This is a genomic window from Floridaenema fluviatile BLCC-F154, assembly GCF_041929135.1.
Lineage (GTDB): Bacteria > Cyanobacteriota > Cyanobacteriia > Cyanobacteriales > Aerosakkonemataceae > Floridanema > Floridanema fluviatile.
The window spans coordinates 194,720-214,142 of the sequence record NZ_JBHFNS010000094.1; the positions used below are offsets into that span (position 1 = coordinate 194,720).

Here is a 19,423-nt window from a genome sequence, read left to right on the forward strand (position 1 = left end):
AACTACCTTTAACTTAATTAATTTTGAACCACGAAGACACGAAGGACACGAAGAAAGAAGAAGAAGTACTTTATTATAACTGAAAGCAGTTATGGAGAAAATTTATTAGAATTAGGCAACATAGCTATAAATAGACAGAGATGAAAAGATTCAAACTCATCAGGAAGAGAAACTCAGCTTTAATCATTTTATTTAGCATCTCTATTTTACTCCTTAGCTGGCTAATTTCTCCAGTCATTCCCCAAATGCTGGCTACCCAGTCCAAAACTTTTAATGCTGTCTGGGAAACTGTTAACAATAACTTTTACGACCCGAAATTTAATGGCATAGATTGGAAAGCAATGCAATCTAAATATGCTCCTCAAATTAGCAAAACTAAAACAACCGACGAAGCAGCAGTTATCATCAATCAAATGTTGGGAGAATTAAACACCTCTCACACTCGATTTTACACCAAAAATGAGCCAGCTTACTTTCAAATTTTGGGCATTTTCGCCCCGATGAATCAAGAATTACAAAAGCAATTAAAACCAATATTCCCATCGGGAAAGATTGAATACAGCGATATCGGCATTTACACCAAAAACCTTAACAACAAAACTTTTATTAACACAATTTTAGACGGAAGTCCCGCAGCTAAAGCCGGATTAAAAATAGGTGACGAAATCATTACTGCTAACAATGAACCATTTCATCCTATTCAATCATTCGCGGGAAAAGCAGGACAAAAAGTCACTCTAAAAATTCAGCGTCAAGCTAATGCTAATAGCCAGCAGGAGATTACCGTAACGCCGAAAATGTTTGATACAACCACCATGTTTTTGGATGCTCAAATAGCTAGTACTCAAATAATTGAAAGAGAAGGCAAAAAAATCGGTTATGTTCACATTTGGTCTTATGCTGGCGACCAATATCAGCAACAATTAGAAGATGACTTAATTTATGGGCGTTTAAAAGATGCAGATGCCTTAGTTTTAGATTTGCGCGATGGTTGGGGTGGTGCGCCAATGGGTGCTTTAAATATCTTTTTAGCACAACCAGGTTTTTCCTTAACTAATATCAACCGCAATGGGAGACGCTACACTTATTATTCTCACTGGAAAAAGCCAATAGTAATGTTAGTAAATGCAGGCAGTCGCAGCGCCAAAGAAATCATAGCTTATGGCTTTCAAAAATCCCAACTTGGGCCTGTAGTTGGCACTAAAACTGCTGGTGCAGTAGTCGCAGGTAGACCATTTTTATTAGCAGATGGAACCTTGCTTTATGTCGCAATTGCAGATGTTTATGTCGATCAAAATCAACGTCTAGAAGGAAAGGGTGTAACTCCCGATATTGTAGTACCTTTTCCCATTGAATACGCCCAAGGAAATGACCCCCAAAAAGAAAGGGCGATTAGGGAGGCGTTAGCAAAAATATAAAATTTGCTGATTCTCGATTACAATAAATAAAATGGGTAAGGGCGATAAAACTGTGAAAGCGAATTCTCAGGGTGTTTATAAAGTAGAAAAGCGGACAAATGACCGAATTTCAATTGAAACTTTACTTCCAGTCAACCAACTTTTAAAAGTATCATCTACTAAAGGAACTTATCACCTCGAAGGGAAACAACCTTTATCGGGATGTCCGAAAATTCCTGACTCTTTGCAATTGCGCCCTTACCAAAAACAAGCGGTAGAATCTTGGTTTGCTAACCAAGGGAGAGGCACTTTAAAAATGGCGACGGGTAGTGGAAAAACGATTACCGCTTTAGCAATTACTAGCGAACTTTACCAAAAAATTGGATTACAAGTTTTGTTAGTTGTCTGTCCTTTTCGCCATTTAGTCACCCAATGGGCGCGAGAATGTGAAAAGTTTGGTTTGTCGCCAATTTTGGCTTTTGAGAATTTGCGACGTTGGCAAGATAAACTTTCAACTCAATTATATAATGTGCGATCGCAAAAACAACCCTTCCTCACAATAATCACCACCAACGCCACTTTAATCAGCGAAGGTTTTCAATCTCAACTTAAGTACTTCCCGGAAAAAAGTTTAATCATCGGCGACGAAGCCCATAACTTAGGTGCTCCCAAATTAGAGGAAAGTTTGCCTCGACAAATCGGTTTAAGACTCGCACTTTCCGCCACTCCCGAAAGACACTTTGACGACTTGGGCACAGAATCTCTATTTAACTATTTTGGCACAGTTTTGCAACCAGAATTTAATTTAAAAGATGCCATCCAAGCAGGCGCTTTAGTTCCTTATTTTTATCATCCAATCTTAGTCGAACTCACCGAAACAGAAACCCGGAGTTATATTAAGTTAACTCGCCAAATTGGACGGGCGTTACTGTATCGTCAACAGGAAGGAAAAACATCTGCTATTTCTGATGAAGAAAATGAAGATTTGACACCTTTGTTAATTCAAAGAGCGAGATTAATTGGTGCAGCAGCGAATAAGTTAAAAGCGTTGCGAAACTTAATGGCTAACCGTTTGGAAACTTCTCACACTTTATTTTATTGTGGGGATGGTTCGGTGGAAAGTACGCGCCAACTCAAGGCGGTGACAAAGATTTTGGGAACGGAGTTAGGCTATCGAGTCAGCACTTACACAGCGGAAACTCCTTTGGATGAAAGGGAAGATTTGCGGCGACAATTTGAATCTGGAGAATTACAAGGTTTGGTGGCGATTCGTTGTTTGGATGAAGGGGTGGATATTCCGGCAATTGAAAATGCAGTAATTTTAGCAAGTAGTAACAATCCCCGGCAATTTATTCAACGTCGCGGACGAATTTTGCGTCCTTATTCCGGCAAACAAAGGGCAACTTTATTCGATATGATTGTGCTACCTCCAGAATTAGACCGGGAAACTTTGGAAGTGGAAAGGAATCTGTTAAGAAAAGAGTTGCGCCGCTTGGTGGAATTTGCTGATTTGGCGGTGAATGCAGGGGAAGCAAGGATGAAATTACTCAGTTTGCAAAAGCGATATGGGTTGTTAGATATTTGAGAAAAATTGCGTAGGATAGGCATCTTGCCTGTCCTACGTGGGAATTCAAGCAAGCAGATTAAGTAAATTAGTAATTTTACTGTTTAGAATCCTGAGCAAATACAATAGATTGATAAAAGATTACCAATTTCAGAGTAGCAGTAAAGATGAGCGAAGAACTCAACCTGAGTTATGTACAAGAACCAATTACCACTGCGCCGCCAGAAGTGCGACAAATCATTGATAGGGTGAGACAAGCGGAAAAAGATAAGCTTTATATGAAAACACCTTATAAAATTAATGAAGACATTTTACTCATCGTTAAGGATGTAATTCGATGAGGTTAATTTCCATCAAACTTTGTAATTTTCGCTGTTTTTATGGCAAGAGTCCAGAAATTTCCTTTGCTTATGGAGAGGAACAAAATACCACAATTATTCACGGGAATAATGGTTCAGGAAAAACTACTTTACTCAATGCTTTTACTTGGGTTTTATATAACAAATTTACAGCGGCTTTTGCTTCGGAAGAATACTTAGTAAATAAAAGAGCAATATCAGAAGCTAACTCTGGAGATGTTGTGGAGTGCTGGGTAGAAATTGTTTGGGAACACTTCCAAAAACGCTATCGCGCTAAACGCGAATGTCGCGGTTATAAAGGCGAAATTATTGAACAAGGTGAAAGCAAATTGTATATGCAAATTGCTGGCGATGACGGTAATTGGAAACTTCCTACAGAACAACCTGATGATATTATTGGCAAAATTTTACCCGAAAGCTTGCATCAATATTTCTTTTTTGATGGAGAACGAATTGAAAGAATCGTTCGTTCTGATAATAAAATTGAAATTGCCGAAGCAACTAAAACTATGTTAGGTGTGGAAGTTTTAAATCGTTCTATCAAACATTTGGGAGAAGCTAAGAAAAGTTTGGAAGATGAGTTAAAAACTATTGGCGACACGGAAACAAAACAACTATTAAAACAACAGCAGCAGAAAGAAAAAGAAATTGAACGTTTAGAAAATCGCCAAGCCGAAATTTCTCAAGAATTAGCCCACCAAGAAACACTGAAGCGAGAAACTAGTACCCGCTTTCGAGATATTAGCGGCGCGAAAGATTTAGAAGAAAGACGCAAAGAATTAGAAGCACAAAAAACTGCTAGCAGAGAGAGATTGAAAAAAAGTAAGGAAGCGTTGAATCGTGCTATTTCTAACAAAGGTTATACTGTTTTATTGCCAGAATTAACTGCTGAATTTCGCACAATTCTTGAAGATTTAAAACAGAGAGGTGAATTAACTGCGGGAATTTCCCGTGAATTTATTCATCAGTTACTTAATTCTCAGCGTTGTATTTGCGGTGCAGATTTAAGCGATGGTACGCATTTTCATGAAAACGTTAGCAGTTGGTTGGATAAAGCTAATATTGCAGCAGTTGAAGAAACAGCAATTCGCATTAGTACACAAGTAGATGAAATTGATCAACAAGCGATTAGTTTTTGGGAAGATGTGGACAAAGAACAGGCGAGTATTAACCAATTTCGCCAAGAAATTTTCCAAATAGAAACGCAGTTAGAAAGTATTAGCGAACAGTTACGCAAAAACCCCGCTGAAGAAATTCGTAACTTACAAAAGCGACTGGATGAAATTGAAAGTAAAATTCGGGAATTAACTTTAGAAGAGGGAGAGAATAAGCAAAAAATATCCGACTTAAAAGCAGAAATTGATGTGCTAGTTAAACAGATTACTAAGCAGCAATCTAACGAAGAGAAACAATTGTTAGCGCAACGAAGAATTGCTGCAACTCAAGATGCTATTTCCCGATTAAATGAGTATAAATCTCGGTTAGATCAGCATTTTCGCAGTCAGTTAGAAAAGCGGGTGCAGGAAATTTTTAGTTCAATTTCCTTTAAAGCTTATATTCCCAAACTAAGTGAAAAGTACGAACTAACTTTGATTGAAAATACATCGGGGAAAGAAGCGTTAGTTGGTGCTTCAACGGGAGAGAATCAAATTCTCAGTCTCTCATTTATTGGGGGAATTATCGATCGCGTGCGAGAATGGAGTAAAGAGGAAATGATGGTGCCTGATAGTAGCACTTTTCCGATCGTCATGGATTCCCCTTTCGGTAGTTTAGATGAAATCTATCGCCGCCAAATTGCCAAAATCATTCCCCAATTAGCAAATCAATTAGTAGTTTTGGTGACGAAAACTCAATGGCGAGGTGAAGTCGCTGAAGAAATTACTAATAGAATTGGTAGAGAATATGTGTTAACTTATTACTCTTCTAAACCTGATTGCGAACAGGATATCATTAATTTAGGTGGTAAAAATTATCCTTTAATTAGGCAAAGTCCGAACGAATTTGAATACACAGAAATTACGGAGGTGGATTATGGTTTCTAGTTCTACTTTCGCTACTGATACCTGGGTAAAGGCAACTTGGGAAGAGTTTTTAGAGTTAGCTGATAACCCGGAATATGAAAAGGCAAGGTTTTATTATCATCAAGGTTACATGAGGATTGAAATGGCAGCACTTGGTTCTCGTCATGGACGGCAAAATTCTTTAGTTGCCAATGTGATTACCATATTTGCCACATTGAAAAATATTGAAATTGTCAGTTTAACCAATACCAGTTACAGAAAAGAAGGGATAAGAGAATTTCAACCTGATTCTTCTTTTTATATAGGTTCAGGATTAAGAATACCTCCTGAAAGTGATTCACCTGTAGATTTAAATGAGTACGATCCTCCAACCTTAGTTTTAGAAGTTGGATCGACAACTCTTAGTGATGATTTAGGCTTTAAACGCTTACTTTACGAACAAGCAGGAGTAAGAGAATATTGGGTAAATAATGCTAAAGCAGGTGAAGTAATAGGTTTTTCTATTTCTGAAGGGCGCAGTGGACAAATTCATCAATCCTTGGTGTTGCCAGGGTTAAGTTTATCAGTAATTAATGAAGCGTTGCAACGTCGGAAAACTCAGAAAGATAATGAAATCAATCGTTGGTTAATACAAACTTTTAACCAAATGTAAAGGAGAAATTTGGATGCGAAAAGAATATCATAAGCTGGTAAGAGATAAAATTCCTGAAATCATTCAACAAAGTGGGTTGAAATGTGAAACTTTAACGCTTGCTGAATCTGAATATCGGGAAGCTTTGCGCCAGAAAGTAGTTGAAGAAGCGCAAGAAATAGCGGTAGCTGAGGAACAAAATTTAATTACAGAATTAGCTGATATATATGAAGTTATAGATACAATTATAGAAACTTACGGGATTAATCGGGAATTAATTATTGCCGAACAAATACGCCGTCGAAACGAACGAGGCGGTTTTCAAAAACGGATTAAACTTTTGTGGACTGAGTAATTAAAATGGGTGCAAATCGTGTTAGAGTTGGGAAAGATAAAGCTGATTTAGTAAAAGCTTTAACTTTGGGAAATGATACAACTGGGCCATTTCAAACTTATGCAGATGCGATCGCCTTTGCCGCTGCTTTAGGTGCAAAAAGGAAGAAACGGGTTGCTTTGCAGGAAGTTTCTAAAAAAGAACCGGGTGCGATCGCGCAAGAGATATTCATTTCTAGAGGTTATGATAGACTAATCAAATTATTAGCCATATCCGAAACAAAAGACATTAATATTATTTCCCCCAATGACGCAGAAGCAGAAGAAACACGCATTGCAATTTTTGAAGAATACGCCAATGGCGGATTAGAAATTTTGCAAGAAGAATTGCGAGGTGCAGTTGATTATACCGAGAGGTTGCTGTTAATGATGATTTCCGAAAGAGATCAAAAAAATCAGCCGGAAGGAGAATTTAATTTAAGTAGATTTTTGTAGGATTGGACGGGCAAGATGCCCATCCCACAAAAGTTTTAATTGTGATTACTCACAAAGCAATTTCATCAGGATTAATTCCCTGAGAACGTAGGTATTCAGCTAATTTTTCAGCGCGTTGATGTTCTTGTTCAGCGCGTTGGCGTTCCTGTTCGGCGCGTTGACGTTCCTGTTCTACCAATTCCACCGCCCAAAGTAAAATATTTCCGGCTGCATCCCACCAGCGTAACCAATAACCTGTTCGTTCTTCTTTTTTACCTCGCCAAACTCCTAAAAACAAATTCATTTCTGCTAACCAATGACGACCTTCTTCATCAGGAAATTCTAATTCATAGCGTCCATTTTGTAAGCGATACAACTCTAAAAGTCCGGTTGCAGGGGCAAAAATCACATAAATTGGAACTTGTAAAATACGTTCGTAAAAAAACCATTTTCCAGGGGGAAAAGTTGGTTTAACCGAATATTCTCCGCCATCGGTATCTGAGAGAAACTCCATCACAACGTAGGGATTTTCGCCTTCTAAATTAGGAGTGTAACTTTTGCGATCGCCCTCCGATTCCCCAGCTAAAACCGCAGGAACAAAAACCCAATCCGGCGCTTTAATCACCAACTCACCATTAACAGTAGCGCAAAGACCAAAATTGGCAGCAATTAACATTTCTGATTTAATAAATCCTACCAATTCCAAACTTTCTCGTAACGCCCCTGCAATTAAAGGTTGCCCAGTATTTTCCACAGGATTATCTTCCAACTTAAAATCATCAGGTAACTTCTCCCAAGTAACAGTCAAAGTTGCCAATTGATTACCCTGATTCCTCTGAGTAGTAACCATTTTTCAACCTCCCATAATGTATTGCTAGTTATAAGATTAGTCTTATTCTTTGTACGTAGTTGGGCTTTAGCCCTCTTAATTTACCTGGCATAAGAGGGCTAAAGCCCAACTACATACCTTTATAAAAAACCCTAACTCAACAAAACAGGCAACCCCACCTTTCGAGGTTCCACAAACTTGCCATTAAAACCGATCGCACGATCCTCAACCGTCCTCGCCTCCGCCACAGCGCGACGAATTTCCGCCCGTTCCATATCATCCTCAACCCCGCCAACCAAATAAACAATTAACTTCGCCGCCAAATCCCTCCCCGACACCAAAACCCGCTTTTTATTAGCATCAAATAAAATCCCATACCACAAAGATTGAGGACTTTCCATATTACTAAAACCCCCATCAGCATCATACTTTTGTAACTTTTCAAACACCGATTCTAACGAAAAACCCTTTTTAAAAACCAGAATTCCCAAAGCTTGAAACAAAGCAATTTGCCCCACCGGACGAAACAATAAATTACCCTCACCAGCAGGTTTTTCAAAACTAAAACGGCGCAAATCAGTAGTTTCCGTTCCCCCATATTCCAACCGTTCAAAACTCAGCAGATTCGCCAAATTATCAAACACCGCTTTAAAACTTTCTATTCCCGCTTCCAACTCCTCATCTTCAGGACGTAAAGGAATTAAACCCTTTTTTTCTAAAGGTTTCCAATGGGGAAATTTATGCTGCAAATACCGTTCCGACATCTCCTTAAGTGCTTGCAAAGTTGTTAACACAGTAGCCTTAGCAGCAACAGTTGCACTATCCCAATTAACGCGAGGATTTCTGCCTTTAATATCCTTCAATAAAGGATGAGTAACCGCAACTTTTCTCGCCACAATTGAGAACCCATCATTTTCATCTAATTGGGCTAATTGTCCTTTAGTTAAAGGTACTGCCATTAAGTTAACATGAACAAAGATCGATCGCACTCTCCGCCTAGCTTCCTCATAACTTTCCCCAGGAATCACCGCCGAAATAAACTCAATCCCAATCTTTTCTTTAGCCAAATTTTGCAAATAAACCGGATCAACTTGATACTGTTCCCGCAAATCTTCAATAGTAATCACGCTACCCGAAGGTTTCTTATCTTTTTTATAACGAGGAAGCTTTCCAGTTTGCAATAATTCCATCAAACCTTGCACGCCCATTAAGCGATGTTGACCATCCAAAGCGAAGATTGTCACATCAGGAGAAACATCCAATAAACCGACTTTATTATCTTTATCCAAAGGCATAAAGTTAGCAGCAGATTTTATCGCCCTTCCCTGATTATTCCATTCATTAGCATGAGGAATATCGACCCAAGGTTGATTAATTACTACTAAAACTGGGGGAAATTTGTGATGTTTTCTTGCTGCTAAATATTGCGCCAGAGAAGCTTGGCGAGTCCAATCTAACGGACGTTGTTGAATTTCCTCAATGCTTTCCGCGTCAATTTCTACATTTTCCGTGTGGGTGTCGAACTTTTGCCGCAGCAAAGGTAAGCGAGAAGCAAAACGAACGCGACTGGCGAACCATTCCAGAGTAACGGAACCAATATAAGCTTCACTTCCCCCCATTTCGATTTTTTGTACCAAAATTTGGTCGTTTCTGCCCAAATATCGGTCAAGTAGGAGGGCGATAGCTTGTTTCTCCTGATTTTCTCTCTCCAAAATTTGACTTGCCAAGTCGCTAGCCGGGTTGTTATTCATGGGTTAGTTTTTAAGTTACTGGATCTGATTTTAGAAAAAATCCGGTTTGAAAAGTTATGTGTAAAGTTAGTTTTTGAAAACTTAGGGATATGTAATACTAAGATAGTGGTAAATTCTCTCCTAATAGTATATAGTATTAAAAATGTCAATATGTATGAATACTCAAATAAAAAGATGTCCCAGACACCAACTAACAGTAATTCCTCTGATAGATTAGACCGCATTGAGGCGATTTTAGAACGGTTTATCGAACAAAGCGATCGCAATATCTCCCAATTAGCCCAAGAACAAACTATCACCAACCAAGTATTAAGGCAACTAATAGAAACTCAAATTCAAACAGATAAAGCGATCAATCAAATGGTACAAATTCAGGCAACTTTAGCCGCAGAACAAGAGAAACAAGAGAGACTTTTAGAATATTTAATCCGACGACTTGAGGTGGGAAATGGTTAAAACTGCGATCGCTAATTTTGAATATATTTTACCTGTGATTCGGGGAATTCAAGCCGGACGCGAGTATTATGTTTCTATGTGCCCAGTGCGAATTTTGCCGAAACTTTTCCCCTTAGATGAAGAAGAAACTCCCCCAGAATTACGGGCAAGTCGCGAGATTAATTTAGCACGAATTCCCGAAATAAGTCAATATATTTTAAAACATCCAACTACTTATATATTTTCAGCAATTACCGCTTCTATCGATGCAGAAATTGCATTTGAACCGATAGGAACGGAGGCGGAAGAACGGAAAATTGGGCGGTTGCGAGTGCCAATGGATGCGAAATTTTCGATTAATGATGGCAAGCATCGACGGGCAGCTTTGGAGTTAGCATTAAAGGAGAATCCTGATTTAGGTTATGAGACGATCGCACTGATTTTGTTTTTGGATATTGGGTTAAAGCGATCGCAACAAATGTTCTCGGATTTAAACCGTTTTCCGGTAGTGACTGACTCTTGTTTAAATATACTTTATGACCAGCACGATCGCACCGCTGAGTTAGTTAGAGAAGTGGTGAAACAAGTTACAGTTTTTCGTTGTTTGACTGATACTGAACATAGCGTTTTGTCGGCGCGATCGGGGAAGTTATTTGCGATTGATCGGATTTATAATGCTACTATTAATTTGTTGGTTAATTGTCAGCATCTCCCTTTGTCTCAACAGCTAGATTTAGCTGTGCGGTTTTGGCATCTTGTGAGTGAAAATATCCCTGATTGGCAACAGGTTTTATCTAAAAAAGTGGCAGCAGGAGAGGTGCGAAGAGATTACCTTCATTGTCATCCAGTGGCGCTTTTAGCTTTGGGTGAAGTTGGGGCTTTTTTGCTTTCTTTGGATGGTTGGGAGGGTTATTTGCAGGGGTTGAAGGAGATTGATTGGTCACGTTTTAATGGGGATTGGCAAGGGAGGATTTTGGTTAAGGGCGGGTTTTCTAAGTCTCGTGATAGTGTTAGTTGGTTGAGGGGGTATATTTTGCAGCGTTTGGGTTTACTTTAACTTTCTTGTGCTGAGTCAAATTCATCTTCGTCCTCAGAAACCCCATCATTTGATAATTGCCTATCAAATTGCGGTAAGCCAGCAGCAAGTAAACTAGAAAATCTATCACGTACCATTTCTTCCTTTCTTTCTTTAGTTAACTGTTCGTGATCTTTTCCGTAAAAGGCATTGGTATCAAAACCTCTGTATAATACTTTATAAGCCTCATTACAATTAGGCCACTGTGTTCTATTTGCTTCTGCCTTAAAGAAGTTTAGAAGTTTCCGTTTAGACAAAATAGGTTCTCCATTGGCAATATCAATTTCTATTTTGCGCGAACCGAAGTACCATAAGCACAACAAATAAAAAATTCTATCTTCTACTGCTTTGGCAACCTTAATTTTGTCATTACCAGGGTTTATAGCTACAAAAGTCCATAATCGAAATGGATAATTTGACAAGCTTGTATCTACTTTCAGAACGCCTTTGTCATATAGCCGATCAAGAAAGCTCAAAACATTATCTATATTGCCTAAGTTTTTGTCTTTTCCTTTGTATTCAAACTCCACCATTCTTCCTAATCGAACCATTGCTTTCTGGAATATAGCTTTGAAAGCCCATTGTTGTTCTTTCATAGTAGCAATTCCAGTTTGATGCGCTAATATTTCTCGCTTATGCCAATCACTATCTCTGGCAATTTCTTGTTCTCTGATAATACCTTTGTGTTTACTAGTTTGAGCTTGGAACATACCGAACTTACCTTCAATTAAATTATGCTCACGAGCATAGAGAAGTAAATTCCGGTATGGCTTAAAATCAAGTAAAAGTTTAATTAGCCAGGGACGAAAGTTTACTTTGAAGCCTTTTATTGCTGACTCAAGATAATTCTCTGGTAAACGTGCAAATGGTGTATCAGGTTCTCCATCTTCATCACAGTAATCTTCTGAATAGTATTTACTAAGTGAGCGTCCCTCATACTCAACTTCTTGTTCATTTATGCCAAGTGAAGAATTAATACTTTCTATGAAATCCATAACTTGTTTTTTTTCCATCGGATCACGAGGTGGTTTCAGATCTAATGTTGCCGAAACTAAGAGATCCAGATGTACTAGGGAATTTAGGTAATAAGAACTATCAAACCTGTTGGAATCATCTTGCCAACGTACTAGAGAAAGAGGAAGTCTATCTTTGGCATCTTCACCTGTTTTTTCAGTAACCAATGTCCTGACGCATTGTGCATTAATGCTCTGGTCATCAAGTATAAGCTCTCTAGCCTTATCTACAGTCTTAGCATTCTTATTTAAATCAGTGAATAACTCACGAGCAATTCCCCGAATAGAGTAATCTGCTTCACTTTGGACATTCTGGAACCCAGCATTATGATGAAGCAAGACGAATATTACGGGAATTTTAGTTTGTTGTTCTACAGTCCGAAGAGTGCCACCTCGAAACTTTTGATCCTCACGAAATGTACGAAGTGCCCAAAGTCGGTGTTGCCCATCTACAGCAACTGCTAGAACACGATCTTCATCCCATCTAAGCCTTGCGGAGAGTCCGATGGAAACAAATTGAACTCCATTAAAGTTAGCTATTTTAGCGTCTTGATGCTTCCATTGCGCGTCTTCGGGATCAGTACCATCCCAAGGAATCGGTGGAGGTTCTATAGCTATAGAATCATCAAAAGTATCCTGAATCTTGCCATCCTGTCCCTTTGGCATAAGTACGATGGTAATAGCATTGAAAAACTTTAGCTTTTTGGGATCTAAAAGATAACCTTTAACAATATCATCTTCTACTCTTTTTTCATCTATTTCTCTCTGGAAAAGCTCCTTTAGAGACCATTTTGTGTCTAAGGAAGCGGGAATTTGTTCAGCAATTTTAAGCTCATCAATAGCTCGGTTGATCTCAATTAGAGAAAGAAAGTACGGAAGTGCTATTCCTTCAGATAAAGTATAAGTTCCAGTTAAACCATACAGTGGTTTATTGAACCTTGCTTTGCCTTCATTATTGGAAATAATTAGCATATTTTATCACCCATATCTGAGAGTAAATGATGGAAGAAATAACCTAGATAAAATATCTTCGATTAGGATCTCTGAACCAAACTCCGAGAATTCACAATCTTGAATGGCTTGATGATCAAATTCGTTGTCATCAACAGTATTATCTAGATCTATATCAAGGCTTGATGTATTAAGCGAAGTATAAATTAATAAAAGTCTACACCGACTAATATTATGACCAGCTGCACCAAGGCGTTCACGTAGAATACTGCCTTCACGAAGATGGTTACGAATTCTACAATATAGATTTGTTGCCCTACCTATATATAGTGGTTGCTGAAATATAAGGGAATTATTCAGCAGCATAAAAAGTAGTTCGCGGAAGGCTGAATCAGCAGATAGCTCTTTCAATATAAGTTCTTTAGAAAATGAAGTTTCTGGTTTAAGTATTATTCTATACATTGGGGGAAGTCCTGTCTCTCTGGGAGCCGAGTGATCTTTGCAAAGTTCATCAAGAATAGAGTTAACGAATATATCAGGATCATTCTTCGCATTAGGATCAAGCTCAAAGCGGCGATACCAAGCATATACGCCACTAATATGTTCAGGAATGCGACTCAAAAGAGCGTTCTTTCCTCGCATTTGAGCTAGATCGTAAAGTATTACATTTTCACTAAGCTGCTGCACAGCATCATTTGTGTGTAGCCATGCCACAAATTATACTCCTCTCAATATGAAGTTATTGTATCTTGTTATTTTTAGTATTCCCATTGTCATTGATTTAAATACATAAAAATCTTAAAATTTCATACGCTAGGTTCATACAGCTAGGTTAGAAGATAAATATATTAATAAGTAAATAAAACGTATAAATGTGCTATGATACCACAAAAAAACAATACAAAGCAAGAATCACGCAGCGTTACAGATTTAGTCGAGTCTGTTCAAGCTATTACTACTGAGATCCAAAATTTGTATAGCTTGGATGCAATACCTTGGATTGTAGGATATTCGGGTGGAAAAGATTCAACAGCGGTATTGCAGCTTGTATGGAATGCGATCGCAGAACTTCCAGAAGAAAAAAGAACCAAGACAATTCATGTAATCACTACAGACACAAGAGTGGAAAACCCTATAGTTTCTGCTTGGGTTCGCAATTCTATAAAACGTATGAAAATTTCTGCTGAAGAGCAAAAGATGCCCATTGAACCTCATCTACTTCATCCCGAAATTAAAGATACATTTTGGGTGAATTTAATGGGTAAGGGGTATCCAGCGCCACGAAATGCCTTTCGTTGGTGTACAGATCGCATGAAAATTCAACCCGTTAATAACTTCATCCGCGATATAGTTCGGCTCAATGGAGAAACTATAGTTATCTTGGGTACTCGAAAGGCTGAAAGTGCTAAACGAGCAGCAACGATGAGTAAGCATGAAGTAGGTAGAGTACGCGATCGTCTTAGTCCAAATGGTCGGCTAATTAACTCTTTAGTGTACAGTCCGGTAGAAGATTGGCGTAATGATGAAGTTTGGATTTATTTAAATCAGTGGCAAAATCCTTGGGGTAATAGCAACAAAGATTTATTCACTATGTATCGAGGTGCAACAGCAGATAATGAATGTCCTTTAGTGGTTGATACTTCTACCCCTAGCTGTGGTGATTCTCGCTTTGGCTGTTGGGTTTGCACGATGGTTAGTAAAGATAAATCTATGGAAGCAATGATCCAAAATGATGAAGAGAAAGAATGGATGCAGCCTTTACTAGACATTCGTAACGAATTGGATATAGAAGACGATCGAGAACGAAGAGATTTTCGCCGCATATATGGGAGAGTTGAGCTATTTGGTAAAGAAATTGTAGAACCAATTCCCGGCCCATACACTAAATATTGGCGCGAACATTGGTTAAGAAGAGTACTCGAAGCACAAACCCAAATTCGCAAAACCGCCCCCGCAGAAATGCGCGACATCACCTTAATAACAGAAGAAGAACTCAGCGAAATTCGCCGCATTTGGCTAGAAGAAAAACACGAATTTGACGACAGCTTACCCCGCATTTATGAAGAAGTCACAGGTGAACCCTTCCAAGACACCCGCCCAGGAGTAGAAAGAAGATTACTCGGAAGCGACGAATGGGCAGTTTTAGAAGAAATATGTGAAGACCAAATGCACTTAGAACTGATGGCGAAACTATTAGATACCGAACGGCAATATTACACCAAAACTCGCCGTACCGGAATCTACGACACCATAGAAAAATCCTTCGATACCAGTTCTCGCCCCAAAGAAGAAGCAATAGAAAACGCCCACTACCAACGTCACTTAAAAAACGCCGTCGAATCCCTCAAAGAAAACGCTGAAAACATTGATCAAATCAGACCAGTATTAAACGGCGAAACCCCCGAACCTAACAAAAAAGACGAAGAACAAGAAACAACAGAAGACAACGAACAAGGCAAACAACTCTCTTGGGCAGACCTAAAATTTGCCCCCAAAGAGTAAGCAGAGGGGCAGAGGGGCAGAGGGGCAGAGGGGCAGAGGAGAAATAAATTTATCCTTCTACCTTTCCCAGTCCCCAACCTCTCCATCGTCCCCAGTCCCCAGTCCCCAGTCCCCAGTCCCCAGTCCCCAATCCCCAGTCCCTAAAAAAACCGTGATTTTCCTCGAACTTTCCTTAGAAAACTTTGGCCCTTACCTGGGAAAAAATATCATCAACTTGCGCCCAGAAAATGATGGCGAAACTCGTCCAATTATCTTATTTGGTGGCATGAATGGCGGCGGAAAAACCACCCTCATGGATGCCATTCGCCTCACCCTTTATGGAAATCGTGCCCAATGTTCCACCAGGGGAAATTTAAGTTATAGCGAATTTTTAAATCAGTCAGTACACCGCAACACCCCACCCACAGAAACTACCCGGATTGAATTAACTTTTGAACATATTCAAGAAGACAAACCGACAATTTTTAAAGTCGTCAGATATTGGACAAAAGAACCCAAAGACGGCAAAGAAACATTAGGAATTCTCGTTTACGATGATTATCTCAAAGAATGGTGGCCCGACAAAGCCTTAACAAACGCTTGGGATGAATATATCGAAACTCTCTTACCATTAGGAATTTCTAACCTCTTCCTTTTCGACGGCGAACAAGTCAAAGAACTCGCTGAATTAGAAACACCACCACCCTTAGTTGTGGATGCAATTCGTTCCCTTTTAGGCTTAGAATTAGCCGAACGCCTCTCAGTAGACTTAGACATATTAGTTAGCAGAAAACGCAAAGAAATCGCCGGGGCAAAAGAACTCGCCGCCCTGGAAAAATTAGAAACCAAATTTAAAGATTTGATTGTCGAAAGAGACATCGCTACCCAAGAACAAGGTAGCTGTAATAATCAATTAATAGACAAACAAAACAAACTCCGCCAAGCCGAAGAAAAATTCATTTCCGAAGGCGGAAAAATTGCCGGAGAACGGAATCAATTAGATCAACAACAAACCGACCTCAAAGAACAAGCCAATACCACTCGGCAAACAATGGTAGAATTAGCTGCCGGAGTATTACCATTAGCCTTAATAACTCCGCTGTTAAACCAAATCCAAATTCAAGCCGAAATTGAAACCCAACAACAACAGGCAAAGATAGAAAAAGAAGCCTTACAAAAAAGAAGCGATCGCCTAATCCAATATATCACCAAACTCGACCTAAAAGCCAAACAAATCGAGCAAATAAAAACCTTCCTCGACCAAGAATATCAAGAACTAGAACAAGCCGCCAGCAGTAGCGAAAAACCCTGGTTACAAGCCGACACAGAAGTAATTGAACAACTAGAAAACCTGCTGAAATACGAACTAAAAGCCAAAGAAGAAATCGGCGCAGAAAAAATCAACCAACTCAAAGAAATCGAGAAAGATATTGAATTTTTGGAGAGACAATTAGCGATCGCCGCCTCCCCCGAAATCTACGAACAACTGCAAAGAAACGTCCGCCAAGCCCAAAAAGAATTAGCCAAAGCCCAAGCCGCCAAAGAAATGGCAAATCGGCGCGTCGAAGAAAGCAAAAGAGAACTAGAAAAAACCCGCAAAGAAATCGAACAATACAGCCAAGAACACATCAAACTAAGAAACAATCAACATATCATAACTTCTGCTGCCAAAGTACAAAATACCCTCAAACTATTCAAAGAAAAACTAACCCTAAAAAAACTCAACAAACTAGAAAAAGAAGTAACCCAATGCTTCTGCTATTTATTACATAAAACCGACCTAGTACATCGCATAGTAATAGACACCCAAAGCTTCAGCCTTTCCCTATATGATACCCAAGGAAAAGCCGTACCCAAACATCGGTTATCTGCTGGAGAAAAACAACTATTAGCCATCTCATTTTTATGGGGATTAGCGAGAGTATCAGGGAGACATTTACCAGTAGCGATCGACACCCCATTAGGAAGATTAGACTCCTCCCATAGACAAAACTTAATAGAGAGATATTTTCCCGCAGCTAGTCATCAAGTAATCTTGCTTTCTACAGATACAGAAATTGGTAAAACAGAAGTAGAGAACTTGAGAAAATTGGAAGCGATCGCCAGAGAATACCTATTAAAATATGATGGAAATGAGCGCCAAACAATTGTAAAAGATGGGTATTTCTGGTAATATGAATCAGATTAATTTGTTGTATATTTAACCAAAATTCTGTAGGGGCGAAGCATTCGGGCGACAATTTATGAAACACAACCAAAATATAACAATCCGAATGCTTCGCCCTCCCCCCACAGACAACCTGTATCTACAATCTTGCGCCAAGACAGGGCGAAGCATTTGGACAGAAGTATTTTTTGTAAGTTACAAAATTTATCGCCCAAATCCTTCGCCCCTACAGCACGTTAATATAACAATCCGAATGCTTCGCCCTCCCCCACAGATAACTTATATTAACCAAGACAGGGCGAAGCATTTGGACACAAATATTTTTAGTAAGTTGCAAAATTTATCGCCCAAATGCTTCGCCCCTACACTAAATTAATTGTTTAAAAAAAACTTATGGAACCCCCAGTAAACACCATCAAACTATCCCAAACAGCCAAAGACCAACTACTAAAACTGCGCCGCCACACCAAAATAGACCAATGGAACATCCTCTGCCGTTGGGGATTTTGCCGTTCTCTAGCCGAAGCAAGCATCCCCTCCCCCGTCCCCATCCCCGCCGATAGCAACGTCGAACTCACCTGGAAAGTCTTCGGCGGCGAAATGTCCGACATCCTGATCCTCGCCCTCAAGCAACGCTGTCACAACGACAAACTAGGAACAGACAAAGAAACCCTCGCCCACCAGTTCCGCCTCCACCTCCATCGAGGCATCGGCTACCTAGCAGGCGATCCCAATATTAAAAAGATAGAAGATTTAATTGCGATCGCCACTAAAAAGTGACTGGGTACTAGGGACTAGGGATTGGGTTAACAGAGTTTTCTTGCCCCTCTGCCCCTCTGCCCCTCTGCTTCATGGGCGGGGAGAGAATCGAACTCTCATTCCCTCGCGGGAGCTAGATTTTGAGTCTAGTGCGTCTACCAGTTTCGCCACCCGCCCTTGGAATCGGCTTTATTACTATAACGCATAGTCTCTCCTTTTAGCAACCCCTGATATTCTTTACTACTTGCCCAGCGATCGATCTCCCTAGCCCGCAACACAGGCACAGGATGGGTCAAATTCATCGTCTGCGCCTCTTTCAGCATTTGCCCCAGTTCATTATTGCTAATGTCATCGTAAGCCCTAGCCTGAGCCAAAAACGCATCCAAATTCAACTGCGAAGCTAAAGTTGGGGAACCACCCGCCAACTTCATCAACAACGAACTCACTACACGGGGATCTTGAGTCGCTAGCAACGCCGCTCGATCGCAAGTAAACTCCGCACACCTTAGCCACTGCAACATTTGCTGCTGTAACCCTTGAGCCAACACCGCACCCCAGCTAGGTAACTGCGATGCTGCTAACACGATGATATTAGCGATCGTCAAAAAAACCCCATGATCGCACTTCAAATGTCCCAACTCATGAGCAATCACCGCTTGAATCTCCGGTGGTGAAAGCAACTCCAGCAAAGAAGTATGCACCACAATAAATGGCTGTTTCCCCCGCATCGCAAAAGTATAAGCATTAGGAATCGGATGCTGGCGCACGTAAAGCTGTGGCGCTTCCATATCCAGAACTTCACAAGCCTCTAACAGCATCTTGTGAAATTCCGGCAACTGTTTCTCACCCACCAGCACGCTAGCCGCAATATTTTCTAAATAAAAAAACTGTTCCGCCACCGGGCCCAACAAATTTCTGACCATTAAATCAATCCCTGGCAACTGCTTAATCGCCTGAGTTGCCTCTAAATCCAGAGGATGACGAAAATGATCTGCTTTTAAACCGAGTAAAGTAGTCTTTGGGGAAAACATGAGGCGAACTTCTTTAGTAAACAACAAATAAATCTGGCTTAGTTTAGGAAAAGATCGATCGCTCACCACCAGCAAGAAATCAACCCCTCCTCAAACGATCCTAGTTTTAGATTTGAAATCAATAATTAATATTATCTCCCCTGCCTCAGAAG

General features: G+C 39.8%; 17 protein-coding genes and 1 tRNA gene. 12 read left to right on the plus strand and 6 right to left on the minus strand.

The window, feature by feature from the left end; translation table 11 throughout:
* The first annotated feature begins 140 nt into the window (after positions 1-140).
* The 7 genes from ACE1B6_RS29115 (at position 141) to ACE1B6_RS29145 (ending at position 6,800) form a co-directional block, all read left to right on the plus strand.
* A complete protein-coding gene (locus tag ACE1B6_RS29115) occupies positions 141-1,418 on the plus strand; it encodes a S41 family peptidase (protein WP_413260804.1) in 1,278 nt (425 codons plus the stop codon).
* Positions 1,419-1,449: 31 nt separating this feature from the next.
* Positions 1,450-2,982: a DNA phosphorothioation system restriction enzyme gene (locus tag ACE1B6_RS29120; RefSeq protein ID WP_459563121.1), complete on the plus strand. Its 1,533-nt coding sequence runs from the start codon at positions 1,450-1,452 to the stop codon at positions 2,980-2,982.
* Between the two features lie 146 nt (positions 2,983-3,128).
* Entirely contained in the window at positions 3,129-3,302 is a 174-nt protein-coding gene (locus ACE1B6_RS29125; RefSeq protein ID WP_178381606.1) for a hypothetical protein, read from the plus strand.
* A complete protein-coding gene (locus ACE1B6_RS29130; RefSeq protein WP_413260805.1) occupies positions 3,299-5,362 on the plus strand; it encodes an AAA family ATPase in 2,064 nt (687 codons plus the stop codon). Before ACE1B6_RS29125 ends, ACE1B6_RS29130 begins: the two co-directional genes overlap by 4 nt.
* On the plus strand, positions 5,352-5,993 hold the full coding sequence (locus ACE1B6_RS29135; protein WP_413260806.1) for a Uma2 family endonuclease: 642 nt from the start codon (positions 5,352-5,354) through the stop codon (positions 5,991-5,993). Before ACE1B6_RS29130 ends, ACE1B6_RS29135 begins: the two co-directional genes overlap by 11 nt.
* Positions 5,994-6,006: 13 nt before the next feature.
* Positions 6,007-6,327, plus strand: coding sequence for a nucleotide pyrophosphohydrolase (locus tag ACE1B6_RS29140; RefSeq protein WP_413260807.1), 321 nt, complete (start codon positions 6,007-6,009; stop codon positions 6,325-6,327).
* A gap of 5 nt (positions 6,328-6,332) precedes the next feature.
* A complete protein-coding gene (locus tag ACE1B6_RS29145) occupies positions 6,333-6,800 on the plus strand; it encodes a DNA phosphorothioation-associated protein 4 (protein ID WP_413260808.1) in 468 nt (155 codons plus the stop codon).
* Between the two features lie 49 nt (positions 6,801-6,849).
* Here ACE1B6_RS29145 and ACE1B6_RS29150 read toward each other — a convergent pair whose 3' ends face one another.
* Positions 6,850-7,629 carry a Uma2 family endonuclease gene (locus ACE1B6_RS29150; RefSeq protein ID WP_413260809.1) on the minus strand — a complete coding sequence of 260 codons (780 nt, stop codon included), beginning with the start codon at positions 7,627-7,629 and terminating at the stop codon, positions 6,850-6,852.
* Positions 7,630-7,760: 131 nt separating this feature from the next.
* The gene (locus tag ACE1B6_RS29155; RefSeq protein WP_413260810.1) at positions 7,761-9,359 is read right to left on the minus strand and encodes a DGQHR domain-containing protein; all 1,599 of its coding nucleotides are present in this window, start codon (positions 9,357-9,359) and stop codon (positions 7,761-7,763) included.
* A 174-nt stretch (positions 9,360-9,533) separates the two neighbouring features.
* On the opposite strand from ACE1B6_RS29155, the gene ACE1B6_RS29160 reads away from it, so the two are divergent.
* On the plus strand, positions 9,534-9,815 hold the full coding sequence (locus ACE1B6_RS29160; protein WP_413260811.1) for a hypothetical protein: 282 nt from the start codon (positions 9,534-9,536) through the stop codon (positions 9,813-9,815).
* Positions 9,808-10,851: a DNA sulfur modification protein DndB gene (gene dndB / locus ACE1B6_RS29165; protein ID WP_413260812.1), complete on the plus strand. Its 1,044-nt coding sequence runs from the start codon at positions 9,808-9,810 to the stop codon at positions 10,849-10,851. Before ACE1B6_RS29160 ends, dndB begins: the two co-directional genes overlap by 8 nt.
* Here dndB and ACE1B6_RS29170 read toward each other — a convergent pair.
* Positions 10,848-12,854 carry a ParB N-terminal domain-containing protein gene (locus ACE1B6_RS29170; RefSeq protein WP_413260813.1) on the minus strand — a complete coding sequence of 669 codons (2,007 nt, stop codon included), beginning with the start codon at positions 12,852-12,854 and terminating at the stop codon, positions 10,848-10,850. The two genes, dndB and ACE1B6_RS29170, sit on opposite strands and share 4 nt — an antisense overlap.
* Before the next feature lie 6 nt (positions 12,855-12,860).
* Positions 12,861-13,547: a hypothetical protein gene (locus ACE1B6_RS29175; protein ID WP_413260814.1), complete on the minus strand. Its 687-nt coding sequence runs from the start codon at positions 13,545-13,547 to the stop codon at positions 12,861-12,863.
* 165 nt (positions 13,548-13,712) lie between these two features.
* On the opposite strand from ACE1B6_RS29175, the gene dndC reads away from it, so the two are divergent.
* The 3 genes from dndC to dndE all read left to right on the plus strand — a co-directional run bounded on the left by dndC (position 13,713) and on the right by dndE (position 18,261).
* On the plus strand, positions 13,713-15,335 hold the full coding sequence (gene dndC, locus ACE1B6_RS29180) for a DNA phosphorothioation system sulfurtransferase DndC (RefSeq protein ID WP_413260815.1): 1,623 nt from the start codon (positions 13,713-13,715) through the stop codon (positions 15,333-15,335).
* A gap of 151 nt (positions 15,336-15,486) precedes the next feature.
* Positions 15,487-17,487, plus strand: a complete 2,001-nt coding sequence (gene dndD, locus ACE1B6_RS29185) for a DNA sulfur modification protein DndD (protein WP_413260816.1) — start codon at positions 15,487-15,489, stop codon at positions 17,485-17,487.
* Positions 17,488-17,874: 387 nt separating this feature from the next.
* Positions 17,875-18,261: a DNA sulfur modification protein DndE gene (gene dndE / locus ACE1B6_RS29190; RefSeq protein ID WP_413260817.1), complete on the plus strand. Its 387-nt coding sequence runs from the start codon at positions 17,875-17,877 to the stop codon at positions 18,259-18,261.
* A 72-nt stretch (positions 18,262-18,333) separates the two neighbouring features.
* Here dndE and ACE1B6_RS29195 read toward each other — a convergent pair.
* Both ACE1B6_RS29195 and ACE1B6_RS29200 read right to left on the minus strand, forming a co-directional pair.
* A tRNA-Leu gene (locus tag ACE1B6_RS29195) sits at positions 18,334-18,417 on the minus strand.
* Positions 18,396-19,271 carry a M48 family metallopeptidase gene (locus ACE1B6_RS29200; protein WP_413260818.1) on the minus strand — a complete coding sequence of 292 codons (876 nt, stop codon included), beginning with the start codon at positions 19,269-19,271 and terminating at the stop codon, positions 18,396-18,398. Before ACE1B6_RS29200 ends, ACE1B6_RS29195 begins: the two co-directional genes overlap by 22 nt.
* Between the last annotated feature and the right edge of the window lie 152 nt (positions 19,272-19,423).

Bases quoted from the DNA above. Each gene is read 5' to 3' on its own strand.
- ACE1B6_RS29115 (WP_413260804.1), top strand. From the start codon at position 141: ATGAAAAGATTCAAACTCATCAGGAAGAGAAACTCAGCTTTAATCATT.
- ACE1B6_RS29120 (WP_459563121.1), top strand. From the start codon at position 1,450: ATGGGTAAGGGCGATAAAACTGTGAAAGCGAATTCTCAGGGTGTTTAT.
- ACE1B6_RS29125 (WP_178381606.1), top strand. From the start codon at position 3,129: ATGAGCGAAGAACTCAACCTGAGTTATGTACAAGAACCAATTACCACT.
- ACE1B6_RS29130 (WP_413260805.1), top strand. From the start codon at position 3,299: ATGAGGTTAATTTCCATCAAACTTTGTAATTTTCGCTGTTTTTATGGC.
- ACE1B6_RS29135 (WP_413260806.1), top strand. From the start codon at position 5,352: ATGGTTTCTAGTTCTACTTTCGCTACTGATACCTGGGTAAAGGCAACT.
- ACE1B6_RS29140 (WP_413260807.1), top strand. From the start codon at position 6,007: ATGCGAAAAGAATATCATAAGCTGGTAAGAGATAAAATTCCTGAAATC.
- ACE1B6_RS29145 (WP_413260808.1), top strand. From the start codon at position 6,333: ATGGGTGCAAATCGTGTTAGAGTTGGGAAAGATAAAGCTGATTTAGTA.
- ACE1B6_RS29150 (WP_413260809.1), bottom strand. From the start codon at position 7,629: ATGGTTACTACTCAGAGGAATCAGGGTAATCAATTGGCAACTTTGACT.
- ACE1B6_RS29155 (WP_413260810.1), bottom strand. From the start codon at position 9,359: ATGAATAACAACCCGGCTAGCGACTTGGCAAGTCAAATTTTGGAGAGA.
- ACE1B6_RS29160 (WP_413260811.1), top strand. From the start codon at position 9,534: ATGTCCCAGACACCAACTAACAGTAATTCCTCTGATAGATTAGACCGC.
- dndB (WP_413260812.1), top strand. From the start codon at position 9,808: ATGGTTAAAACTGCGATCGCTAATTTTGAATATATTTTACCTGTGATT.
- ACE1B6_RS29170 (WP_413260813.1), bottom strand. From the start codon at position 12,854: ATGCTAATTATTTCCAATAATGAAGGCAAAGCAAGGTTCAATAAACCA.
- dndC (WP_413260815.1), top strand. From the start codon at position 13,713: ATGATACCACAAAAAAACAATACAAAGCAAGAATCACGCAGCGTTACA.
- dndE (WP_413260817.1), top strand. From the start codon at position 17,875: ATGGAACCCCCAGTAAACACCATCAAACTATCCCAAACAGCCAAAGAC.
- ACE1B6_RS29200 (WP_413260818.1), bottom strand. From the start codon at position 19,271: ATGTTTTCCCCAAAGACTACTTTACTCGGTTTAAAAGCAGATCATTTT.